15 protein-coding genes are annotated in these 21,405 nt (G+C 29.8%); all 15 read right to left on the reverse strand.

What is annotated here, in order from left to right:
• Positions 1–7: 7 nt before the first annotated feature.
• Positions 8–241 carry a helix-turn-helix domain-containing protein gene (locus EI71_RS03650; RefSeq protein WP_119015903.1) on the reverse strand — a complete coding sequence of 78 codons (234 nt, stop codon included), beginning with the start codon at positions 239–241 and terminating at the stop codon, positions 8–10.
• 97 nt (positions 242–338) lie between these two features.
• Complete coding sequence (locus EI71_RS03655; RefSeq protein WP_119015904.1) at positions 339–581, reverse strand: helix-turn-helix domain-containing protein; 243 nt, start codon at positions 579–581, stop codon at positions 339–341.
• Positions 582–676: 95 nt separating this feature from the next.
• Complete coding sequence (locus tag EI71_RS03660) at positions 677–859, reverse strand: hypothetical protein (protein ID WP_119015905.1); 183 nt, start codon at positions 857–859, stop codon at positions 677–679.
• Between the two features lie 13 nt (positions 860–872).
• Positions 873–3,584 (reverse strand): hypothetical protein, encoded by a 2,712-nt coding sequence (locus EI71_RS03665; protein WP_119015906.1) that lies wholly within the window; start codon positions 3,582–3,584, stop codon positions 873–875.
• Positions 3,584–5,014 (reverse strand): serine/threonine-protein kinase, encoded by a 1,431-nt coding sequence (locus EI71_RS03670; protein ID WP_119015907.1) that lies wholly within the window; start codon positions 5,012–5,014, stop codon positions 3,584–3,586. The genes EI71_RS03665 and EI71_RS03670 overlap by 1 nt, the downstream gene beginning before the upstream one ends.
• A gap of 231 nt (positions 5,015–5,245) precedes the next feature.
• Positions 5,246–6,409: a cysteine desulfurase family protein gene (locus EI71_RS03675; protein WP_119015908.1), complete on the reverse strand. Its 1,164-nt coding sequence runs from the start codon at positions 6,407–6,409 to the stop codon at positions 5,246–5,248.
• Positions 6,410–6,427: 18 nt separating this feature from the next.
• A complete protein-coding gene (locus EI71_RS03680; RefSeq protein WP_119015909.1) occupies positions 6,428–6,628 on the reverse strand; it encodes a hypothetical protein in 201 nt (66 codons plus the stop codon).
• Positions 6,615–8,111, reverse strand: coding sequence for a BREX system Lon protease-like protein BrxL (brxL, locus tag EI71_RS03685; RefSeq protein ID WP_119015910.1), 1,497 nt, complete (start codon positions 8,109–8,111; stop codon positions 6,615–6,617). The genes EI71_RS03680 and brxL overlap by 14 nt, the downstream gene beginning before the upstream one ends.
• 16 nt (positions 8,112–8,127) lie before the next feature.
• Positions 8,128–10,371 carry a BREX-4 system phosphatase PglZ gene (pglZ, locus tag EI71_RS03690; protein WP_119015911.1) on the reverse strand — a complete coding sequence of 748 codons (2,244 nt, stop codon included), beginning with the start codon at positions 10,369–10,371 and terminating at the stop codon, positions 8,128–8,130.
• Positions 10,372–10,376: 5 nt separating this feature from the next.
• Entirely contained in the window at positions 10,377–11,582 is a 1,206-nt protein-coding gene (locus tag EI71_RS03695; protein ID WP_211321021.1) for a hypothetical protein, read from the reverse strand.
• A 49-nt stretch (positions 11,583–11,631) separates the two neighbouring features.
• A complete protein-coding gene (locus EI71_RS03700; RefSeq protein ID WP_162849737.1) occupies positions 11,632–14,511 on the reverse strand; it encodes a hypothetical protein in 2,880 nt (959 codons plus the stop codon).
• 4 nt (positions 14,512–14,515) lie between these two features.
• A complete protein-coding gene (locus tag EI71_RS03705; RefSeq protein WP_119015914.1) occupies positions 14,516–16,825 on the reverse strand; it encodes a phosphoadenosine phosphosulfate reductase domain-containing protein in 2,310 nt (769 codons plus the stop codon).
• 15 nt (positions 16,826–16,840) lie between these two features.
• Positions 16,841–18,553, reverse strand: coding sequence for a hypothetical protein (locus EI71_RS03710; RefSeq protein WP_119015915.1), 1,713 nt, complete (start codon positions 18,551–18,553; stop codon positions 16,841–16,843).
• 246 nt (positions 18,554–18,799) lie between these two features.
• On the reverse strand, positions 18,800–19,219 hold the full coding sequence (locus EI71_RS03715) for a (deoxy)nucleoside triphosphate pyrophosphohydrolase (RefSeq protein ID WP_162849738.1): 420 nt from the start codon (positions 19,217–19,219) through the stop codon (positions 18,800–18,802).
• An 8-nt stretch (positions 19,220–19,227) separates the two neighbouring features.
• Complete coding sequence (locus tag EI71_RS03720) at positions 19,228–21,354, reverse strand: DNA/RNA helicase domain-containing protein (protein WP_119015917.1); 2,127 nt, start codon at positions 21,352–21,354, stop codon at positions 19,228–19,230.
• Positions 21,355–21,405: the final 51 nt, after the last annotated feature.

Consider the following 21,405-nt stretch of genomic DNA (forward strand, 5'->3'; position numbering starts at 1 on the left):
TAACATCCTACGCTTTGCGTAAGATGCTATCCATTGATACTCCTAATATCACTGAGATTTTGTAAAAGGTTGGTAGGCTTGGTTTCTTGAAACCATCCTCATAATCAGCGATGATTCTTGAGCTTACACCGATACGGTCAGCAAATTCCTCACGTGATAAACCTTTTGCCTTTCTAAATTTCTTTAGATTAGCTCCCATAACCTCTACATCAAGAGTAATTTCAATTTTTTCGTCAATCATATTATTATTCCTCCTTTACGAAAAACCTTCATAAATTCACGAATAATATGCTTGACTACTTTATTTTAACATAAAAAGTCTAATATTCCTATAATTTTTAATTTTCGTAGAATACAAATGAATCTAAAGAAACATGATATTTGTTACAAATATTAACTAGTAATTCTAATCTAGGGATTCTTTGACCTGCTTCCCATGAATAAATAGTTGCTTCAGAAACATTTAATACTTTTGATAAATCTTTTATAGTCTCATTATTGTTTTTTCTTAAATCTTTAATTCTTTGTCCTATAAAAATACTTGATATTGTTCCCGCTCTCATAATTCTATTTCCTTTCATCAACTATATTCTATCACTAGCTATATTATAAAAAATGAACCAGTGGTTCAAAAAAGCCCAAAAGTATTTTGCACTTACTCTTGGGCACAGATAAACTATTCTACTTCTTTATATAATACTGCAATTAATGCGCCACCAATATCATTAGGTGATACAATTTGTTGCAATGTCCATCCTTTTTTTACATAAGAATTCAACTTTATTTCTGCATCATTTAAATCTTTTTCTCTAGATAAATGTGCTTTTTCATTTAATTGAACAAGCTTGTATTCTTTCATTAATTTTACCTCCTTAAGCTTTTGTAATTTCTATCTTTTTGCCATCGTAGTAAAGCTTATAGTCTACATTATCTCCTCTAAAGTAGATAGTGTATTCCTTACCTGCTTCACTATAGTATCCTTCTATTCTTTGGAAGGTTATTGCGCTGAAGGCTGAATTGTCAGTATAGTCATAATCTATTGTTAATTTGAAATTAGTATCTAATTCAAAGCAAATATCACCATATGAGCCTGTATGCTTTAGGCCTTGACCACTATCTGATGGTATGTAATGGCCTAGTGCTTTACTCATGGTTCTTGTATTGAAGCTTGTAAATTGCTTACCATTCATGATATAAAAATTAATTTCTTTATATACTGTAATTATTATTTCAGTGCTTGATTTTATATAATATCTTATTGTTTTATCCTTTTGGATTAAGTCAAATGTTTTACCAATTACATCTCCATTATATGGATTTGCTGAATGGTCAGTATCTGATGTAGCTATAGCAATAGTTCCATCACTTAGTAATAATAATCTTTCTGTTGAATAATCCTTATAGGATATTTTTAATAGTTTATTTGAGTTTACAGTATAAGATTTTACTGTTTTGGAGTAATAATATGAATCCGGTTCATAATATAATGTATTAAATCTCTTTATGCTTCCTTCTTCATAATAGGTTGGCATTAGGAATTGTACATTTTCTCCTGTTGAATTTATTAATGAATAATCAAATTCAACAGATTTATTATTCTTATTCACATAATAATATAAATTGAAATTATCCTTTTGTGTAGTGTATGTATAATACTCTTCATTACATACCTGACATTTACCATCAACTATATGGTGATGAGTTGCTGAAGGGACATGAATGTCAGTTTCTTCTCTAACTGTTTGGATATTAATCATATATGTACTAGAACTATAAGCAAACATAGTTAATAATCCATCATTTGTGAAGCTTATTGCTACTCTTGCAGTCTCATTATTTCCTTTATAATTCTTTGTCGATACTTCTTCAACCTTGTAATAAGAATAATCAGTATCATAAGCTAATGTATTATAGATGGAGGAGGTATTTAATATAGCATTGATTAGCATATTCTTGTATGCATTATATGGATCATTATTAGAATCATATAATCTATGCTTATAGCCTTCAAAGGCTGTTTCTATTACTTCATCACCATCGTAATAGTATTCATATTCCTTTCCATTTGCATAATCATATAGATAGCAATAATAAGTATTATTCTTATTAGATAGCTTAATTGAATATGAAATATTATTTTGAATATCCATATATTCTATTTCTATATATTTATCCTTTATATAATCTGAAGTAAAGGAGTCTTCCCACATGGATTTTGTTAAAGATAATCTAGAAATAGCTTCTTGGTAGGAATCTCCACATACAGAGCATGTTATTTCTTTTATACCAGCTTCATTATAGTTTGGTTGCTTAATGATTGTTTCTATAGAATAATTATGGCTTCCTAAAGGTAGCTCCTCTGGTGCTTCTAATTCCTTATGGCAGAATGAGCAGTAAGAGCCTTCAGTATGACCATGAGTTATACAAGTTGATGCCTCTGGTGTACCAGGTATTGGTGTATGAGGAATCATATCTAAAGTTTTATATTCCTCATGACCACAAATATTACATACTCTTTTTGCCTGACCTTCGGATATACATGTTGAATCTTGAGTATTAGTCCAAGCGCCATAATCATGATCAGTTTTATCTACTACTATAGATGGGGTGATTTCAAGATTACAATCTTTGCAATGAGTACCGCCTGTTAAGCCTGTATGGTTACAGCTTGGAGATACCTCTTCATTTGGAACTATAGTATGGGATTTAATTGCAACATCTCTATATTCTTCATGGCCACAATCACTACATACTCTAACCTCTTGGCCTTTATGAGTACAAGTAGCTTCAATTGATGTAGACCAAGCATCATAATTATGCACCTTCATTGGAACAACTGTTGATGGAGTTATTTCTAAATTACATACCTCACAATGAGTTCCACCTGTTAAGCCAGTCTTAGTACAGGTTGCCTCTACCTCTAGATTAGGTACAATTGTATGAGATTTAATAGCTACCTCTCTATATTCCTCATAATTACAATCCTGGCATGTTCTTTTTTCTTGGCCCTTATGAGTACAAGTTGCCTCAATGGTTGTAGTCCAAGGTCCATAATTATGATTCTTCTTTTCAATTGTTGTAGGCTCTGTAAGCTCTTGGTTACATACCTTACAGTGAGTACCTCCTGTATGACCTTCATGTGAACATGTCGCCTCCAAAGTGTCATCAGCAACTGGAGTATGTGCTGCATAATCAGTTTCCTGGAATTCCTCTTGACCACATTTAGAGCACACTCTTTTTAATTGTCCTTTAGAAATACAGGTTGCAGAAACTGCCTCCTGCCAGTCATCAAACGTATGACCTAATGGTGCAGTAGCTCTTTGTTCCTTATATCCACAGACTATGCAATGGTATTCTTCTATACCTTCAGTTGTACATGTTGGAGCTGCAATTACAGTTACCTCATCACTAAAGATATGAGCTTCCTCATTTTCTTTTTTACCACATTCGCATATATCATAGTGATTTTGATTATCATAGGATAGCTTAAAATCATGATAATCATTTTCTATTGATGATGTATCACATGATGCAAGGGGAATGATTATTAAAAGTGATAATAGCAATAATATATATTTTTTCATTATAAGGATGCCTCCTTATATGCTTCAATTATTTCATTTACATGATGATATCTATTGCATAGGTTTAAATCCATACATTTATTTACTATTTTAGATACATCTGAATCATCTTGGATTATGGAATCATCCTGGTAATTTATATAATTAATTAATACACCTAGGCCATAAATATCATTTTGTTCATTATATCTAGAGAAATCCTTTAGTGTTGGATCAAATAGAGTTCCTCTTATTCTTGTAAAGGTTCTTGTTTTCTTTAGCTCATTTGTATTTTTAGATAGTCCAAAATCTAATACCTTAATTGTAGCTTCATTTGTATCACTATTCTCTTTAATCATTACATTTGATGGTGATACATCTCTATGCATAATGCCATGCTTATGAAGGTAATCAAAGGAGTCTAATAATTGTATTGTTAGATTTCTTTTTTCTTCATTAGATAGCTTATGATTTTCTAAGTAGTCCTCTAGGCTATAATTGCAATAATCCATTACATATTCATATTTGATTTCATCAAATGAATATACATGAAGTAAGTTATTATGGTCTAGCATCTTCATAATATTAAACTCAGCCTTAAAGCGTTCAATATCGGATACATCCTTTGATTCTAGCTTTTTAACTGCATATACAGTATTTAATGATGGTACAAAGGCTTTATAAACCTTAGCATATTTTCCTTCTCCTATTTCCTCTAGGAAGCGGGTATTAAATTCAGTTTGTTCTATTTGCTTAATTGAATATGAGTAATAATATATTTTAGTAATAAGGATTGATAATAAGGATAGAGTTAATAATACTGTAGCTAGGATTTCAAATATCAATAGATTATTATAATAAATTACAAAATGAGGCTTCTTAACTGATAATATTCCAATATTAGAAAATGCTATTAATAATAGATTTAATGCAAATATTATCTTTTTATCATAAATAGAGAATTGATGACTAGATGTATTAGCATCAATTCTATCCATTGACTTAAGTTTTAATATATCTCTTATAATAATTGATAAATTAAGTAATAATATAATACCTATACCAAATATTGGGTATAATCCATATACCTCATTTAATTTCATTACATATAAATAATAAAAAGATACTGAAGCTAGAGTTAATAAGGATAATATATCTATTAATAAGGAAAATACCTTTAATTTTGTATTATGCTTATTGAAGGAAACATAAAAAGCTAGATTATTATCCTCTAGCTTCAATGGTTCTTTATGCTTATGTACAAATACAATATAAAAAAGGAAATAAGCTATTATAGAACCTACAATAGCAAATAATATAATATACATATTTAATATCTTTTTAGTATTTAATATGTTAATTACAAGTGATGTAATAATAAGTGCTAAAAAAGCTATATACACCCATAGTAATAGCTTTTTATTATCTTTTCTATATAATAACTTCTCCATAAAACAATCCCTCTTAATCGCTAAAAAATAACGAGTAAATTATAGCATTTTTGAGAAAAGTTAGCAAGGAAGATAAGGATAATAAAAGAAAACCACAGAATTTTCTCACTCTGTGGAAAGTTAAAGAACACAATTAAATATTCGCACTTTTAAAGATTTTGGTGCCTGCCTCACTAATTATCATTCTATAACATGTAAAATCAATTGCACAAAAGGCAAATTGAACAACAGTTAACTTCTTTTTTTATTAATAATGCTATTACCATCAATCACTTTTTTTATTGCATCAGCAATTGCAATAGCATCTTCTATTGTATTATCTTTACCAAAACTAATTCTAATTGTTCCTTCAGAATAATCCTGTGGAACTCTAATTGCTTTTATAACATGAGATACTTGGTTATTAACACTATCACAAGCTGATCCTGTTGAAATATATATTCCCATTAAATCCAATCTATGTAGTAGCATTTCACCGTTACTATCTTTAATAGAAATATTAACAATTCCAGGCATATGGTATTCTGCACCATTTCTTATAAAATCAATTTTATACTCTATTAATTTTGAAACAAATGCATTTTCAACTTCAGTTATATGTTTAACATTTGCATCTAAATTATCTAGATTCTCTTTTAAAGCTGTTGCCATGCCAACGATAGATGCAACGTTCTCAGTACCAGCTCTATAACCATTTTCTTGAGCTCCGCCATTAATTAATTGATGGAGGATTGTTCCTTTTTTTATATAAAGAAAGCCAATTCCTTTAGGACCATTAAACTTATGAGCTGACGCTGATAACATATCAACATCTAATTCTTTAACATCTATCTTCATGTGGCCGACACATTGAACAGCATCAGTATGAAAACAAGCTCCATATTTATGAGCTGTTTGAGCTAATTCTTTTATTGGTTCAATAGTTCCAATTTCATTATTAGCCATCATAATAGATACAAATGATGTTTCACATGAGGCAACCTGTTCTTTTTCCTGGGCTAAAGCTTTTTCTAATGTTTCTTTATTAACTATCCCATTTGAATCTACTTTTAATTTAACAAAAGAATGATTAACTGCTTCGCAACTATTTAATACAGCGTGATGTTCTATTTCTGATGTAAAAATATTACGCACATCGTTACTTAATCCAAAGCACTTAATAGCCCAATTATCACTTTCGCTACCTCCAGAAGTAAAAAATATTTCTTCTGGAGAAGCATTAATGTATTCAGCAATCATTTTTCTAGCATTTTTTAACGCTAATTTGCTTTTTTTTGAAAATGAATAAGGTTGAGATGGATTAGAATAATCGTCTATTAAATACTTCTTCATTTCTTCAAATGCACTTAATGATAATTTAGTTGTGGCTGCATTATCTGCGTAAATCTTATTCATAGAACATCACACTCTCTCTTAATTAAATAATGTACATCCTTCAGCCTTGAATTCCTCTATTTTATCCTGTAATTCCTCTACTGTAACTTCTAAATAATCTGCTAAACAATTAATGCAATAAAATCTATCTGTTTTCAAACTAATCAATTTTTTTGACAAAGCAATTTCATTTTTTGAAAGCTTTTCTTTTTCACAGATACAACACTTAATTATTCTCATTTTTTTCCTCACGAATAGAAAATTGAGGCAAATTCTTACCATGGTATTCGATATCCAATAAACCTAATTGATAAATAATAGTATCCCTCATCTTCCTAGCTCTATCAAGACAATAGCGTTTAAACTCTCTCACAGAAATGTCTTTTGAACTTCGAACATTTGGGAATAGAAGTTTTAAATATGCAGTAGCAATTCTTTTCACAGCTTCCGTATCTCTTGTATCAGCCGCATAAGGTACTTCAACCAATTCATCCACAATAGCTCTATATGATGAATCATTTCTAAGTTCATGCATAATAGAACAAAAATATTCAGAGTTTAACGCCCATCCACAAACTTTAAGGTCATCATTCATCCTTGGAATATTCCATCCTTTAATAAAACCATGAAATCTTTCTATCAAAGCAGACTCATGGAAAACACTTGGAAGTTCTGTAAACATATTAGAATATCCATCTGCATCCATAATCTCCTTACTAATATTTCCACATAAAATCATACCTGCATCAGAACGACCCTCATGATTTCCAACAGTATATATGCCAGATTCTAAATAGCCTTTCAAAGCAGCTCGCATTTCATCAACATCACTAAAAGAAATAGTTTGAACCTCATCCAAAGTGACAAAATCATTTGTAGCAATAAGACCTTCTGTATGACGTGTTTGATCATAAAACATTTTTGCCCTACTCATAACACCACCGCTAGAAAGCCAACCATATCTACTGACGCGACCAAATAAATATGATTTTCCCGTACCCTTAGGAGCCAACTCAATTAGGTTTAATCTTTTTTCAACAAATGGTAACAATCTCGTAATCATTGTCAATTTTTCTTCTTCATTCTTATACCCTTTTGAATTATAATCAACAGCTCCAAGAATCACATTTAACCATTCATCAACAGTAAATTCTTTCCTAACATCTTTAAAATACTCTAAATCTATTTTATATGGGCAAAATGTCTTAAATGATAAAAGCGAAATCTTACCGCTCTTACCATCTTTTGCTTTTGATTTATTGGTATCAAATTCAAAAGACCAATCAAAATTATCAGGAGATAAATATCCCAATTCAACCATACCCCAAGTTTCTCCGTGAATCAAATCATCTTTATACTTTTGCCATACATCGTCTTCAATAATAGTGAATTTATTACTTAGTCCAAAATCAGGCAAATTAAAAGATACTTTTCCAGTTTGAATGTTTATATCAATAGAAATCTTTGCCAAGAACTTTACATGTTGATTTTCTTTTACAATTCTATTTTTAATGCTATCCCAATCTTCTCTTCTTGGTAAATACGTGTGAACAAAATTTGTAACTTCATCAACGCTAAAAAAGCCAGATTCATCTTCAAATTTTTTTAATATCCAATCCCTCATAAATGAAGGCAAACTTAAAGAATTGAAAAAATTACTTTTCTTTAAATCTTTGTATACTACCATTTCGTCAAAACAATTTTTCAACTTTTCATCTAACATAAATAACCTCCATTTATTAAATATCAAAATCATCATTTATCGAAGCACTTTTGCCTTTAGTGGTAAGGTCAATTCGCGATAATAGACTTCCATCATTAAATATATCAAGATGAAATAATCCAGCTTTTCTTATTTCATCGATAGTAAACTTATAATGAGTATCATCAACCTGGATAGAATGGTATTCTTTACCACCGTATCGCAAAGTCAAAGAAGATACAGACTTATTAACAAAAATTAGTATAGTAGCCGGTGTTTTATAATCTACTTTTACATTATTCTCAACAAGAAGTACTTTAATAGTTTTATCCTTCAAAGATAAAGAAATAACCGGAACAACTACCTCTTCAATTGTGGCGCCACCATGAACTTCAACATTTGCAGCTCTACTACCTTTAAATCTACCATAATCAGCTAACACAATATAACCATTTTCAACAGTTGCAAAATCCAAATCATATCCTTCAAATGCTTTACAACACCTTCCAGAATGCTCTCCTTGAGTATCAGTATCATATTTTTCATTCTTGTTGTATAGTACTGCTAGTCTTGAAGCACCATGATCACTTGCAATTATATAGTTACTATACTTGCCCAAAGACAATGAAGTTGCAGCGTCACGTAAAACAGAATCTATAACTTCCAATTCAGAAGCTAAATGGATAGAATACTTATTATCATCACCATAATAAAATCCACCTTTGTCTTCATGTTTATAATCATCAAGAGTTTCAATTTTTTTCTTATTATGCTTCCAATTTGCATAAAAGCCTTTATTAATACTTGTGATAGTAGGTAATTCAGCTCTACCGTAATTAACACTTATCATTAAACCATATTCTCTAGCTTTTTCAACAATATAGCTTAAATACTCTGATCCCAACGCATCGATCCAGCAAAGAAAACTGCCATTTTTATCATATGAATTTACAAGAATATCCCTTGTTTCTAAACGATTAAAGTTTCTATCAACAGCTTCTTTTTCTACCATTTCCACAATTTTAGGTGACACAGTATTTTTTAACTTACAGTTTTTATATTCATAAAAATAAGCTGTCAAAAATTCATAATACTTGTTTGGCTTATCCGAAATAAACTCATACTTTTTTGAATAATAATACAAATCTGGATATACATCCCTAAGACACGATGGCATCCCATTTTGGGCAATATATGAAATTATTTCTTCCTTTTCAACAATATGACAATCAGTAAGTTTGTATATTTCCTCTGTTGGATTTATTCTATTATTTGATACAAAAAGCGCAACTTCCGAATCAGGGAAAAATTTTATTAATCTTTTTCTATCATTATACAATTCATTAAAACCTTGGCTTTTATAACTAACATCTATAATATAGTTCAAAAATTTCCTCTTGAAATCGTCGAAAGTATCCAAAAAAGATAAACAGTACCTTAAGTATTTGTTTTCTAGCAATGAACCATTTTTAAGTAAATACACATAATATAACCAATGAACATTGGAATTACCATATAAAGATTTGTAGAACTCTTGCTCATCATATGCTAAATTATACTTTTTAAAAATATTTTCTAAGGAGCCTATTTCTTTTATTTCTTTATACAAAAACTCCCAATTCTCATCGTTTCCACATTCCTTATTTATATTAAAATTAGTAATTATTCTATTTAATGCCTCATAATGATCATTTACAATTCTTATATTAATATTAGAATCAGGAAATACAAAAGATGTATTTACTGTTAATTCACCATTAACACCATTTTCCAAGCAATGTAATAGTCCTCTAATTCCATCTATATTGGAAATGCCTATTTCCTTAGATGCAAAAATTAGTTTAAGAGAAAATCCACAATTGTTAGAAACACAAAATCTTCTTTCATCAAAACGCAAATCATTTTTTGCAAGCATTTCAATTTCTTTTTTTACACATTTCAACAAAAAAACAACATGTGCTGTACCAACTTTAGAGTCTTTTAAGGAATTCAAAACGTCAAAAGCTCTTTTACTTCCCAATAACGATAGCCATTCACCGACACCTAAAACCACAACATTATTGCTTTTGCAATCTACATCAGCAGTTAACAAATGTTCCTTTAGATTATCTAAATCAGGTAATTTATCGTCATCTAAGCAATGATCACTCAACCTAATGAAATCTACATCCATATGGTTAAGTTTTAATAATATTGAGTTGTATTCTTCATCGCCAACAACAGCAAAATAAGGCTTGTAATTCTTCGATTGAAAAAAAGCAACAATATTATCAATAATCATGTAAATCACTCCTCTTTATTAATGATTTCTGCACCTAATTTAATATTATTTCTAACCATATCTATTAAGTATTTTTTGGCTTCTTCGCTCGTCATATTCTCTATTTTTTTAACAATTTTATCGCTTCCACCTGCGTCATATTCAGCCTGAGCCATTCGTTCAATTTCAGCTGATACAGTAGGATTTCCATACCAATCAAATGGTTCAATAGTTAATAATGAAAGTTTATCTCTAACCTTATCCAAATTTAAGAACTGGTCATATCCTTGAAGTAATTTAGAAAAAGCAGTATTTATTTCTTCTTTAGAATTAATTTTTTCAAACAAGCTGGTTTTATTTAAGAATTCCATTGTATCCTTCAATTCTTTATCAATAGCAACTTGTCTATTAAGAACATCAAATGCTTTTTTGGCTTCATCAAATTCTTTATTATCAACTAATAAGATAATTGGTGTTTTATGAATATAAGACCAGTCTTTAGGATTTTTAGAAGATGTTTTATCCTTCCAAAGAGTAATAATTTGATTTTTCAACTGATCCTTTTTATAACTATCAGCAAGTTGTTTAACAATTTGATTAGAGTCTGTTCTCCTCTTCTTAAATATGTTATTAAGCTCACCTTTTCTAAGATTATGAACTTCTTCTAAAGAAATACCATCAAGATATGGTCCATATATATCATAAAAAACATTTTGCTCATTAGATAAATAATTTGAAAGTAAATCCTTATTTTCATCCATACTGTAAACATATCTTGCGAATTGATCTGGTAATATTTCTTTATCTTCAAAAATTGCTAATAAAAAATCAAAAAGTATCTTAGCAGAAGGATATTTGTTTTCAAGAGATTCATAAGAGCACATAATAAAACTTATTTTCTCTTTCCAACCAACAAGCGCATCTTTTTTCTTGTTATAGTGAGTCATTAATATTTCATTTGTCAAATGTATAAACTTATAATCGCTTATCAAATAATCAATTTGTTTATTACCGGTTTCTTTATCCCAAAGATTAGAGTAATCTACCTCAAATAATCTACTAACATCGGATAAAATTATATCACTAGCACCTATTTTATTTGATAAATCCACTAGTTTTCCACCTGAATAATGTTTCAAATACTCAAACATGCCTTGCTTGCATTTTTCAAGATTAAGTAGTGCTTCTAAATTGGAAGCAATACTTGGTCTATTTAAATATATTTTACCCAAAGAAAGGGCGATTGAATGTGATTTATCCTCGGCAGAAGACTGTAAAATGTCAATGTATTTTTTTTATGATATCATAAGTACTAGAATCACAAACATCTTCTAAACACCATACTGGTAATCCAAATTCTCTCATTTTCATTTGAACATCCAACATTGTTTGTTTAACGCTAACGCAGTGTTCAATATCAATTGACCATGCTTTTGATGTCAATTCATAAAATGCCTTTTCTTCTTGTGTCATTCTAACAATGTATGTATCATTTGCCTTTCTTTGTAGTTCATTAGCAATCATTTCAGCTAGTTTATCAGCAGTCATATTTTCATGAGATCCTTCAGAATCTGCAAATCTATAAGGATTATCAGAATAATCTTTTAAAAGAAATCCTAAAATAAATGAATAAATATTACTGCAAACAAAGCCATAATTATTTTCTAAATGATTCACTATTCTACTCATAGAAATTTGACCCTCTTGCGAAAAAGAATTTTGAATTAGATTTTCAAGGTCTTTCTTTATAATAGATACACTAAGATTCTTTGTGGATTCATTAATCCAATATTGATCTATGTTCCATACCTCATTTAAAACAGCACGTTCCTGATTTACAACTGCTCCACTCGTAGTTCTAATAATACCACATTTTGCAGAGGCCTTAGGTTGAGATGGTTTTAATGCATTTTCGCTTACACCTCTATTGAAGTCAAAACAATGAGGATATTTATTTCTTACAATTGTCTGCAGTGCTTGACAAACAGATGTCGCACCAGAATATCTTTCTCCCTCTTTACACAATTTAGAATAAATCACAAAAGTCCCTTGATAAATTACATTTCTCCAATTTTGCTGAATAATCATTTTAGCTCTATTATGATTTTCTGTTGCAGAAGTATTATTATTACCCATGTAATATTTTGACATTGCTTCATATTCAACATATTGTTTAAATAAATCTTCTGATAAAGGGGACAACAATGCTGAAATTACGGTTATTTCACTATAATCATCATTTTTCATTGTTTCTTTTATTAAATCAGTAAAAGAATTAGCCTCTTCTTCATCTTTAGCAAAAGCAATCACTGATTTAAACTTATATGGAAGAGGAGTATTCTTTAATTCATTCATCTTTCTAGTAAAATCCGAATACGTTACTGTAATTAAATTACCATTATTATCAGCGAATCTAAGTTTTAAAGCAGGCGTTAAATTCAACACTGAACCTAAATTTCCGTCATCTATCAAAGTAGAAGTTGTGCATTTTGATGCAATACTCTTCTTATACTCTTCTATTTTAGCTTGATCCCCCGCCAAAACAGCAGCGCCATAGGCGTATTCATTATTTCCAATAGGATTTAAAACTAGAATTCCTTTTTCTTTTAATGATTTAGCAATATTCTTGCAACTAACGTCTAATCCAGATGAAATTCCTTCGAAAGCATAACTTATATTTTTTTCGGTTGGCTTTAATAATGGAACTACCCCTCCTAATCGCTTATCAATTGCTTGCATTATAAGTATTGTTTTAAGAACACGCTGAAAATCATCTCTTAAATTTGGATATTGCTGATATGTATCTAAAACTGAGCGAATATCATATGACAATCCGCTTTGGCCTGGTTTACCATAAAAGAAATCCCATAACATATCAATGGTTAATAAAGGATAATCATCTTCAGGACCAGTATTTTCTATAAACCATTGAAACGCTTTAACATCAGATGTATATTTTATAAAATCAAACATACTTCTTTGATTAGACTGGAAGGCCGATGCAATATGTTTCAAAATCATTGCAGCCATAGGATGTATAGGCATAATATTCTTTATAACATTTTCGTCTGTTATTTTTGCCTCTTTCATTACTGCTTGTCTGGAAGTATGCAATGATGAGTTTAAATCATCAGACAATATATTCCATGCATCAATAGCTGCTGGTTTTGGATTAAAAGCATGTGCAATCAACTTAAATGCTATATTATCAGGTAGTTTTATCTCACAGAAATTAAAACGTTGACGTACAACAGACCATGATTTATCATCTGAACTGATAATTGAATCAGTTTGATGCGTTACAGGAATAAAGAAAAACGATGACTCTTCACATAGCGATATAACCTTTTGGAATTCGCCCAATGAATTCTTATTAATCTTGAAAAAATCACTAAACTCATCCCAAATGAAAACTATCTTAACTTTGTTTTTTTCGGCAACATCTTTTATCCATGCTTTTAGTTGATCAGAATCAAAAGTCATTCCAGTCAACCCCTCTTTACTAGCTAATCTGGAAATATTATTCATTAATTCTGTGACTTTTTCATTTTTCTTTAATTTATCCCTAATTTCAGCTGCTGAAGATTGAGAAAAAGATGATTTCCATTCTGGTTTTTTCAATAAAATATTAAGTATCTCTTCGTGACCTTCTTCATCTATCCATTTAATAACAGCTTCTTTTAAAGTTTCTAATCCTTTATATTCATAATTGCTTCTTTCTAAGCTCTGCTTAATACTGTCTTGAACACATCTAAAAAATTCTCTCATTGTATTAATGTCGCCCGAAGCATAACGATTTGCAACTAGAATTCCTCTGTCCTTATGCCCTAAAAGCTTAGCTAGCAAATCTTTACCTTCAGATGTATTTAACTCTGGATAAGAATTCCAATATGCTTTGACAACATCTTCAGGTTCCTCTAATAATTTTCTCAATGCGTAAGCACATTGTGATTTTCCTGTTCCATAAGCACCATGTATCCAAACTGAACGCTTCGTTGTTCCACCTAACATTCGTTCAACAGATTTTAACAATTCTATAAAATCTTCATGAGGATAAGTATTCTTCCACGGAGCACCATCATCAATAGCAGTATCATCAATACAAGGAAAATAATTTTCATCTATATCAAAATAATACCTATATTTATTTGTTTCACTCATTTGATTATACCTCCTCAAATAATTTTAAAACATCAGATGATTTTTTTTCTGATAAACTAATTTTTTCCAAATCATTTGTAAACGTTGCATTTATAAAATCTGGATACTTAGATGTCAATCCTAATAAAAAAGATTTAATTTCTTCTCTATCTAACCCATATATTTTGTTTGGGGAAACACCATTTCTATCAACATCTTCATTGAAAAGCCAACTCAATGTAAATTCCCTATAATTGTTACATTCTTCTGCAAACCTAAATAAAGAATATAATACAACCCTGGCATCATTTATGATACACTTGGTTCTGCACAATGATTCAATTTGTCTACCATTATCAATTACACTACCAAAATTCAAGGAATACCCCAAAGGAGTTTCACAAAAACGTTTATACGCTCCAACTATTGCTCCAGAATCAGTTTTGCTTACATCAAATGACATTAATAACTCAACAGCATTTTCTCTTGAATAGTACATGCCAATATCAAAATTTTCAATATACCAATTGATTTGAGGATTATACGCTAAATTGGCCAAAATAACACCCCAAAGTGAACTATTTTCCCAACCTATTATTTTACTAATATCATATAAATATGTTGTTCCACCTTTTTCATCAATTAATCCGCTATCACGTAAAAATCTTTTAAACATATTAATTTGGTTAGGTCCAAGAGTTGGCAATTCCCAAAAATCATTTCCTTGTTCAAAAAAATCTCTTATCCAATCATTTTTAGGAGCATGACTAGCAAAAGAATTTATACTTCCATTTTTCATTCTTGTATTACCTCCATTTGAAGTTCTTAATGAGTGATATAGTAAGCATCCATCATCGATCTCATAGCATTGTTGGCAATGAATGCACTTATCAATATTGATTCCATTTACAAATGAAATTGCGCCTTGTCTACAATTTGTTTCACAAACCTTACATCCAACGCAATATGCTGATTTATGAAACAACTGTTTAAACCTTTTTATTTCAGTAGGATATTTTTTTTGCAAATTTGAATCAACATAAACATCATAACCGTTTTGTTTTTCTTTTATATCAAAATCAAATGGTAAAACACCTAAAGGTTTTATCCATTCTTTCCAGTTTGAATTAGGGTCAGTAATTGAAATAATCAATTTATTAGAAGTTACTTTTTCAATATACTTTTTATTTTCAATATTTAAATCTCTACCATTTTTTCTAGCGTTCCAACCGCCATTAGAAATATACGTTTCTAAAGCCTTAGGATCATCCTGATAACGGCCATTTAATTCTTTAACAAATCCAATATATTTATCGGTTTCTGTAGGATAAGAATGGTACTGAACATAATCGCTTTTACCACCACTCATTGGGCAAAATAAACATCCAGCTCTAGAATTCCCCTTAATGTATGCCCCATTGATTGGTAATTTATGCTCATAAATATATAGCCAAATCTCAGCAGACGTCCAATCAAGTATCGCATTAAAACTATATTGTCCTTTTTGTTTTTTACTAAAATTCTCATATTCATATTCACTTCTAGCGACACTTTCGTGCTTTCTAACACCTACAAAATCCATTCCAATGTAATCATTTTTTCCTGTAATTTCTCTTAATTTTAAAGTTTGAGGGGTACTCTTATGAACAGAGCAACACCATCTCAAGACTCTAGCAGGTGGACCAAAAATTTTCCATGACTCATCCGGTTTAAAATGGCTTTTTGAGACATAAAAAGGCACTTCATCTCGTTCACATATTCTTTTTGTTTTTTCAACAACTGCATATGTGTCTGGACATTCCATACCAGTATCGCCAAAAATTACAACGAAGCTTTTTTTGGGTAAAGATTTTTTCACTAAATCTAATAATACTGCACTATCTTTTCCACCCGAAAAAGCCACATGAAATATATCCAATTTTTCTCGATATTTTTCATAAACACTTACAATCTTTTTTACTGTAGACGTTTCTATTATTTGTAATAGCTTATGATTCTTGCTAATCATAGTATCAATATCTATTGGTTTTAACTTATGCCCTGGTTGCTCTGGATAAATTACATTATCATTTTCATCAGTTGCAAGGATTATTTCAGGTTTTTGATTAATATTACCACCCTTCAATCTTGCAACAATTTTACCTCTATAGATATATTGATTTGCTTCTGCCCACATATAAGGAATATCATTTTGATTATCATATTCCCAATAAGCATCAAATCCCAACATATTTAATTCGTAAGCATATACCGGCCTTGGTTCTTTAGAAAAAATAGTTGGACTCGAATTTAAAACTATTCCCCCAGTATATTCATCATATGTATATGAGTACATAAAAATAAAACTCCTTTACTGCTTTAAAAGTCTAGCTGCATCAATTAAATCATCAATTCTCTTATATAATCTTTTTAGCAAATATCCTTTATTCACTAATTCAGCAAGTATTTCATCCTTATTCAAAGAACATTTTGATTTTATAACAGCATCGACTAAAATATCAAAATAATCAATATTTACATCTTTTCTAACAATAGCTCCAGCATTACCAGAATTAGATATATTCGTACAATACTTAAATAATAAGCTAAAATGACGCAAATAGCTTTCTAATAAGAAATGATTCCATGCAACACCACATTCAGGAAAGGAAGAAAAAGATACTATTTCTTTCATTCCTATAGATTTTTCATGGAACACTTCGCTTATAGTTTTATCAACAGCATATGCATCAAAAGAAACCATGTTTTTATTAATAAAAGTTGTTTCGTCAATACGAATCATAATTGATGAAGCTGCATCAATAATAATACTTTGTCTAACAGTTCCTGTTACTTTTTTTTGATAATCTGCTAATTCATTTATAGTTACACGTTTCTTATGTGAACAATAATCAGTAATAATATCAACATGACTCTTTAGATCGCCTTTTCTTCTGATTACCTTATCCACTTTATCATAATCAACCAAAATAAGCTTCATTACACATGCCATTACAGCAGAACGTGTCATTTCATAATTCTGTTCATAAACTGCATCTATGCTTAAATCATTAAAATTGAAAAATCCTTGGTTATCACAAGCTGCTTTTGCATAGTTTAATATATAATCTTTCGTAATATCATCACAAATAAAAAAATTAGTATTTGCATAAGTTTCTTCGCTATTCCAAACAAAACTATTCCCATAAGATAGAGCGTATTTTATCTTTTCAATTGGCACGAAAACTAATGATTTTCTTAAAAAATCAACATTTCTAATAACACTATTTCCCCAAGCCAACTCCACATCATTTATTAAAGCATCAAACTCTTTATTAAATTTTTTATCGATAATAAAATATTTTTGCTTATATAAATAATTGGAAAATAGCTTTCTAAGAATCATTTCTAGCATTTCTGAAGATATGATCATATCAGTTTTGCATGAAACCATTTCATAAAAAATATCATAATAAATTATTGAAACTCCATCTGTTACATTTGTTAATTCATTATTAATGATTTCAAAAACATTTTCTGAAATGCAATAAGCTTTATTGTTATAAATAATACAATTTTCATTCAAGTATTCATATATTTTTTTGTCATCCAATATCAATTCATAACCATACTTACTCAAAAAGTTCTTTTTAAATCTATTCATTTCAATTGAAGATGAAAATCTAAAGCCATATGGATAATATTTAATTAAACAGTCTTTTATATCAAATAAAATTTTCTCAATATCCACAGTCTCAACCCCTAGCAATTCTTTTGCTTCTTCAAGCAATTTATCATAATCATCTCTATAATGTTCATACAAATCTAATACTTTTTTAAATGATTTTGGGGCTTCTCGATTGATATCCTTACCATTAATCAAACTCTCAAGAACCCCAAATTGCCATGACATGCCATTAATATTACGATATAAGTCTGAAATACATTTACCTTGATTCATACCAATCTTTCTTAGATTGCTAGACAAAGTTTTTAATCCTTCATTTCTAGATAATTTGCCATTTTTAACATTAAAATATGTATCAATCAATAACGCTACTTCAATATCGCTCCACTTTTCCACTCAAAACAACTTCTTTCTACTTATATTCAAAATAACAAATTATCAAAATGTGAATAGCTATATTAAAAAAATAAAAAGACTCACACATTTATTCATTATACCATATTTTTTGATAAAAATATAACAAAATAACAGTTTTATTAATATCTATTAATAACTTATCAAAAAACATAATTCAACAATGCTCTTTATAATACACGCTTTATTCTCCAACTAATCTCATTTTAATTCCCTATATTCATTTTTTCAACACAACTTATAGTTTTTATCTTTTTTTATCATTCCAACGATAGGTAAATCAGCAGCTGCGAAATCAATTTTTTTTAAATCTTCCACTTTTACCCATATCTTCTCAGTATGTTCTGTTAATTCTAATTCTCCTTGAATTAACTTACATTCATAAGCATACATAGTAATACTAAATGGTTTATTCAAATCAGTATATTCATGATTTGATACACCAACATATCTTATTGGTTCAATTATTGTATTTAATTCTTCTTTTATTTCTCTTACAATAGTTTCTTCATGTGTTTCATTAGCTTCTACTTTACCACCAGGAAATTCCCAATAGCCTTCTAAGGCTCTTCCTGGGCCTCTTTTGCAACAAAAAATTTCATTTTTGTCATTTCTAATTACAGCACATACAACTTCTACATGCTTCATATAATCCTCTAAATCTCTTCAATTCCTATACTCTGTAGATAATTAAAAGTTTCATCATAGTATTCAGGAAGTCTTGTACTGTCTTCATAAAAGCCAGTAGCTGTTTTATTTGGATTTCCTTTCGGTATACATATAATCATACCTCGCCTTGCACGAGTTAATAGTACTCTATATGCATTTAACATATATTTTTGTAGTTCCTTTTTATTATCTGTATCAGGTAACTGTTCTACCCATTTATCTTTTCCATTAAATTTATAATAATGCCATTTCTTATTATGACATCTCATATCCGCATCCCATAAGACACAAGTATAATCTAATTCAAGCCCTTGAACTTGAATTTCTGTTGCTGCATCCTCTAAATAATTTGATGACTTGACATTTGATTTATCATCTAAAAACCAGTGAACCGCATTTTCATCTCCTGATTGAAGTATATGTATCGCTAATGGTTTATATCTTGCTGATTCTTTAGAAACTAAAACCCCAGTTCTTTCTGATCCCGCAACTCTAGCATGCAACCATTTTTTTGCTGTTGCCATATCTCTTGTTAAATAGATAGGATATTTATCTTTTATTTCATTATATATTTTACTGGCTTCACCATCAAAGGATAGCAAACAATGTACAAAAGCCGATAGTTTTTCAGCTCTAAAAGAACGCAAAGAAACACCTAAATGTAACATTTCAGAATAAGTTACATTAGCATTGTCTTTTAATAATTCATCAACTTTTCCCTCAGCATATTCTGGTTCTGTTAGTTTTGGGGAAATATAAACCTTCCATTTTGGAAAATTTTCATTTAAAGCATGAATCCATTCTGATATTCCAGCTTCTCCTGTATTAATTTCTTGACCACCACCAACAAGGCATACTATTGTTGCCCAATCCTTTCTTTGATCTAAAGACCAAATCAAAAAGGAAGCTTCAGACATTGGGAAATTAGGAACTTTTAATTTGTTACCATAAGTCCCACCACGTCTCAAATAATCTGCAAGTCTTTTATGAGTCCATGAACGTTGCGCTTCATCAAAGATTGCAACGTGCTCTACTTCACCAAAACCAGCACTCGCATTTTCCATAGCCTTATTAGGATCAATCTCCAAGATTCCATTTTCTACAGGATTCTTTATTTTACACAACATATTATCTCTATATCTATGAATCATTTGAATTGATTTAGATACTTCTCTTCTAGAATCAGTTATCTTCTTTTTAGGATTCTTTTTAACATTATCTTGAGCTAAAGCTTCGGTTAATACTGCCACCAAAGGTCCATTTCCAGAAAGGTAAACAGCACCTTCGTCTTCAACAGGTTTATCATTTCCCTGATATGTTTGTTTTATAGCAACATCTAATCCAACTAAAGTTTTCCCAGCACCAGGAACTCCAGTTACAAAGCAAATACTCTTTTCATCATTCTTCTTACTGTTTTCTATTACATCTAATATATAAGAAATAGTTTGATCAGTTGTTACATCATCTGCCTCATGTCTTGTAATATCTGCAACAGAATGATTCTCATATAATGCTTTTGCAGCTTCAATTATTGTAGGAGTAGGAGCATACGGACTAATAATCCAATTAGAATCAATCTCTGATTCATTTGGATACTCATCCAATACTTTTGCAATTAAATCTAAAAGTCCTTTTTTCCCTGTTACTAATGGATTTATAATGCCATCATTATATGGTGACATTTGAATTACTGTTGATGATGAATTATAGTTTGTAGCAACAAGAATAGGTACTATAATTCTATCTTGACTCAATTTATGAAAGTTCTTTAAGTCTAACGCATAGTCTAGGACCTGATCAACATCTGATTCTAGTATGCTTTTTTCACCTACTTTATATTCAAGACAAAATATTATTCCTTTAAGTAATAAAGTTACATCTATTCTTTTTCCTAAACGAGGAATGTCATATTCAAATATAATTTGCCCTGCTTCATTTTTATATTTATCAACAACATTCTTCATGATTGAAATTTCTTCCATCCAAGCATCTCTAGTTGTCGTTAATGCATCGCCATGGTAATTATTACACATGAAACCAAAAATAGAATCATTACGCTCATTTAAAAAGGAAACAAAATTATCATAATACAAACATCTTGGACTATTTTTCATGATTATACTTCTCCATCTTCTAATCGATAATATTTATATCTGATTATACCA

Origin of the sequence: Anaeroplasma bactoclasticum (assembly GCF_003550015.1) — a bacterium.
Classification (GTDB): Bacteria; Bacillota_I; Bacilli_A; order Acholeplasmatales; family Anaeroplasmataceae; genus Anaeroplasma; species Anaeroplasma bactoclasticum.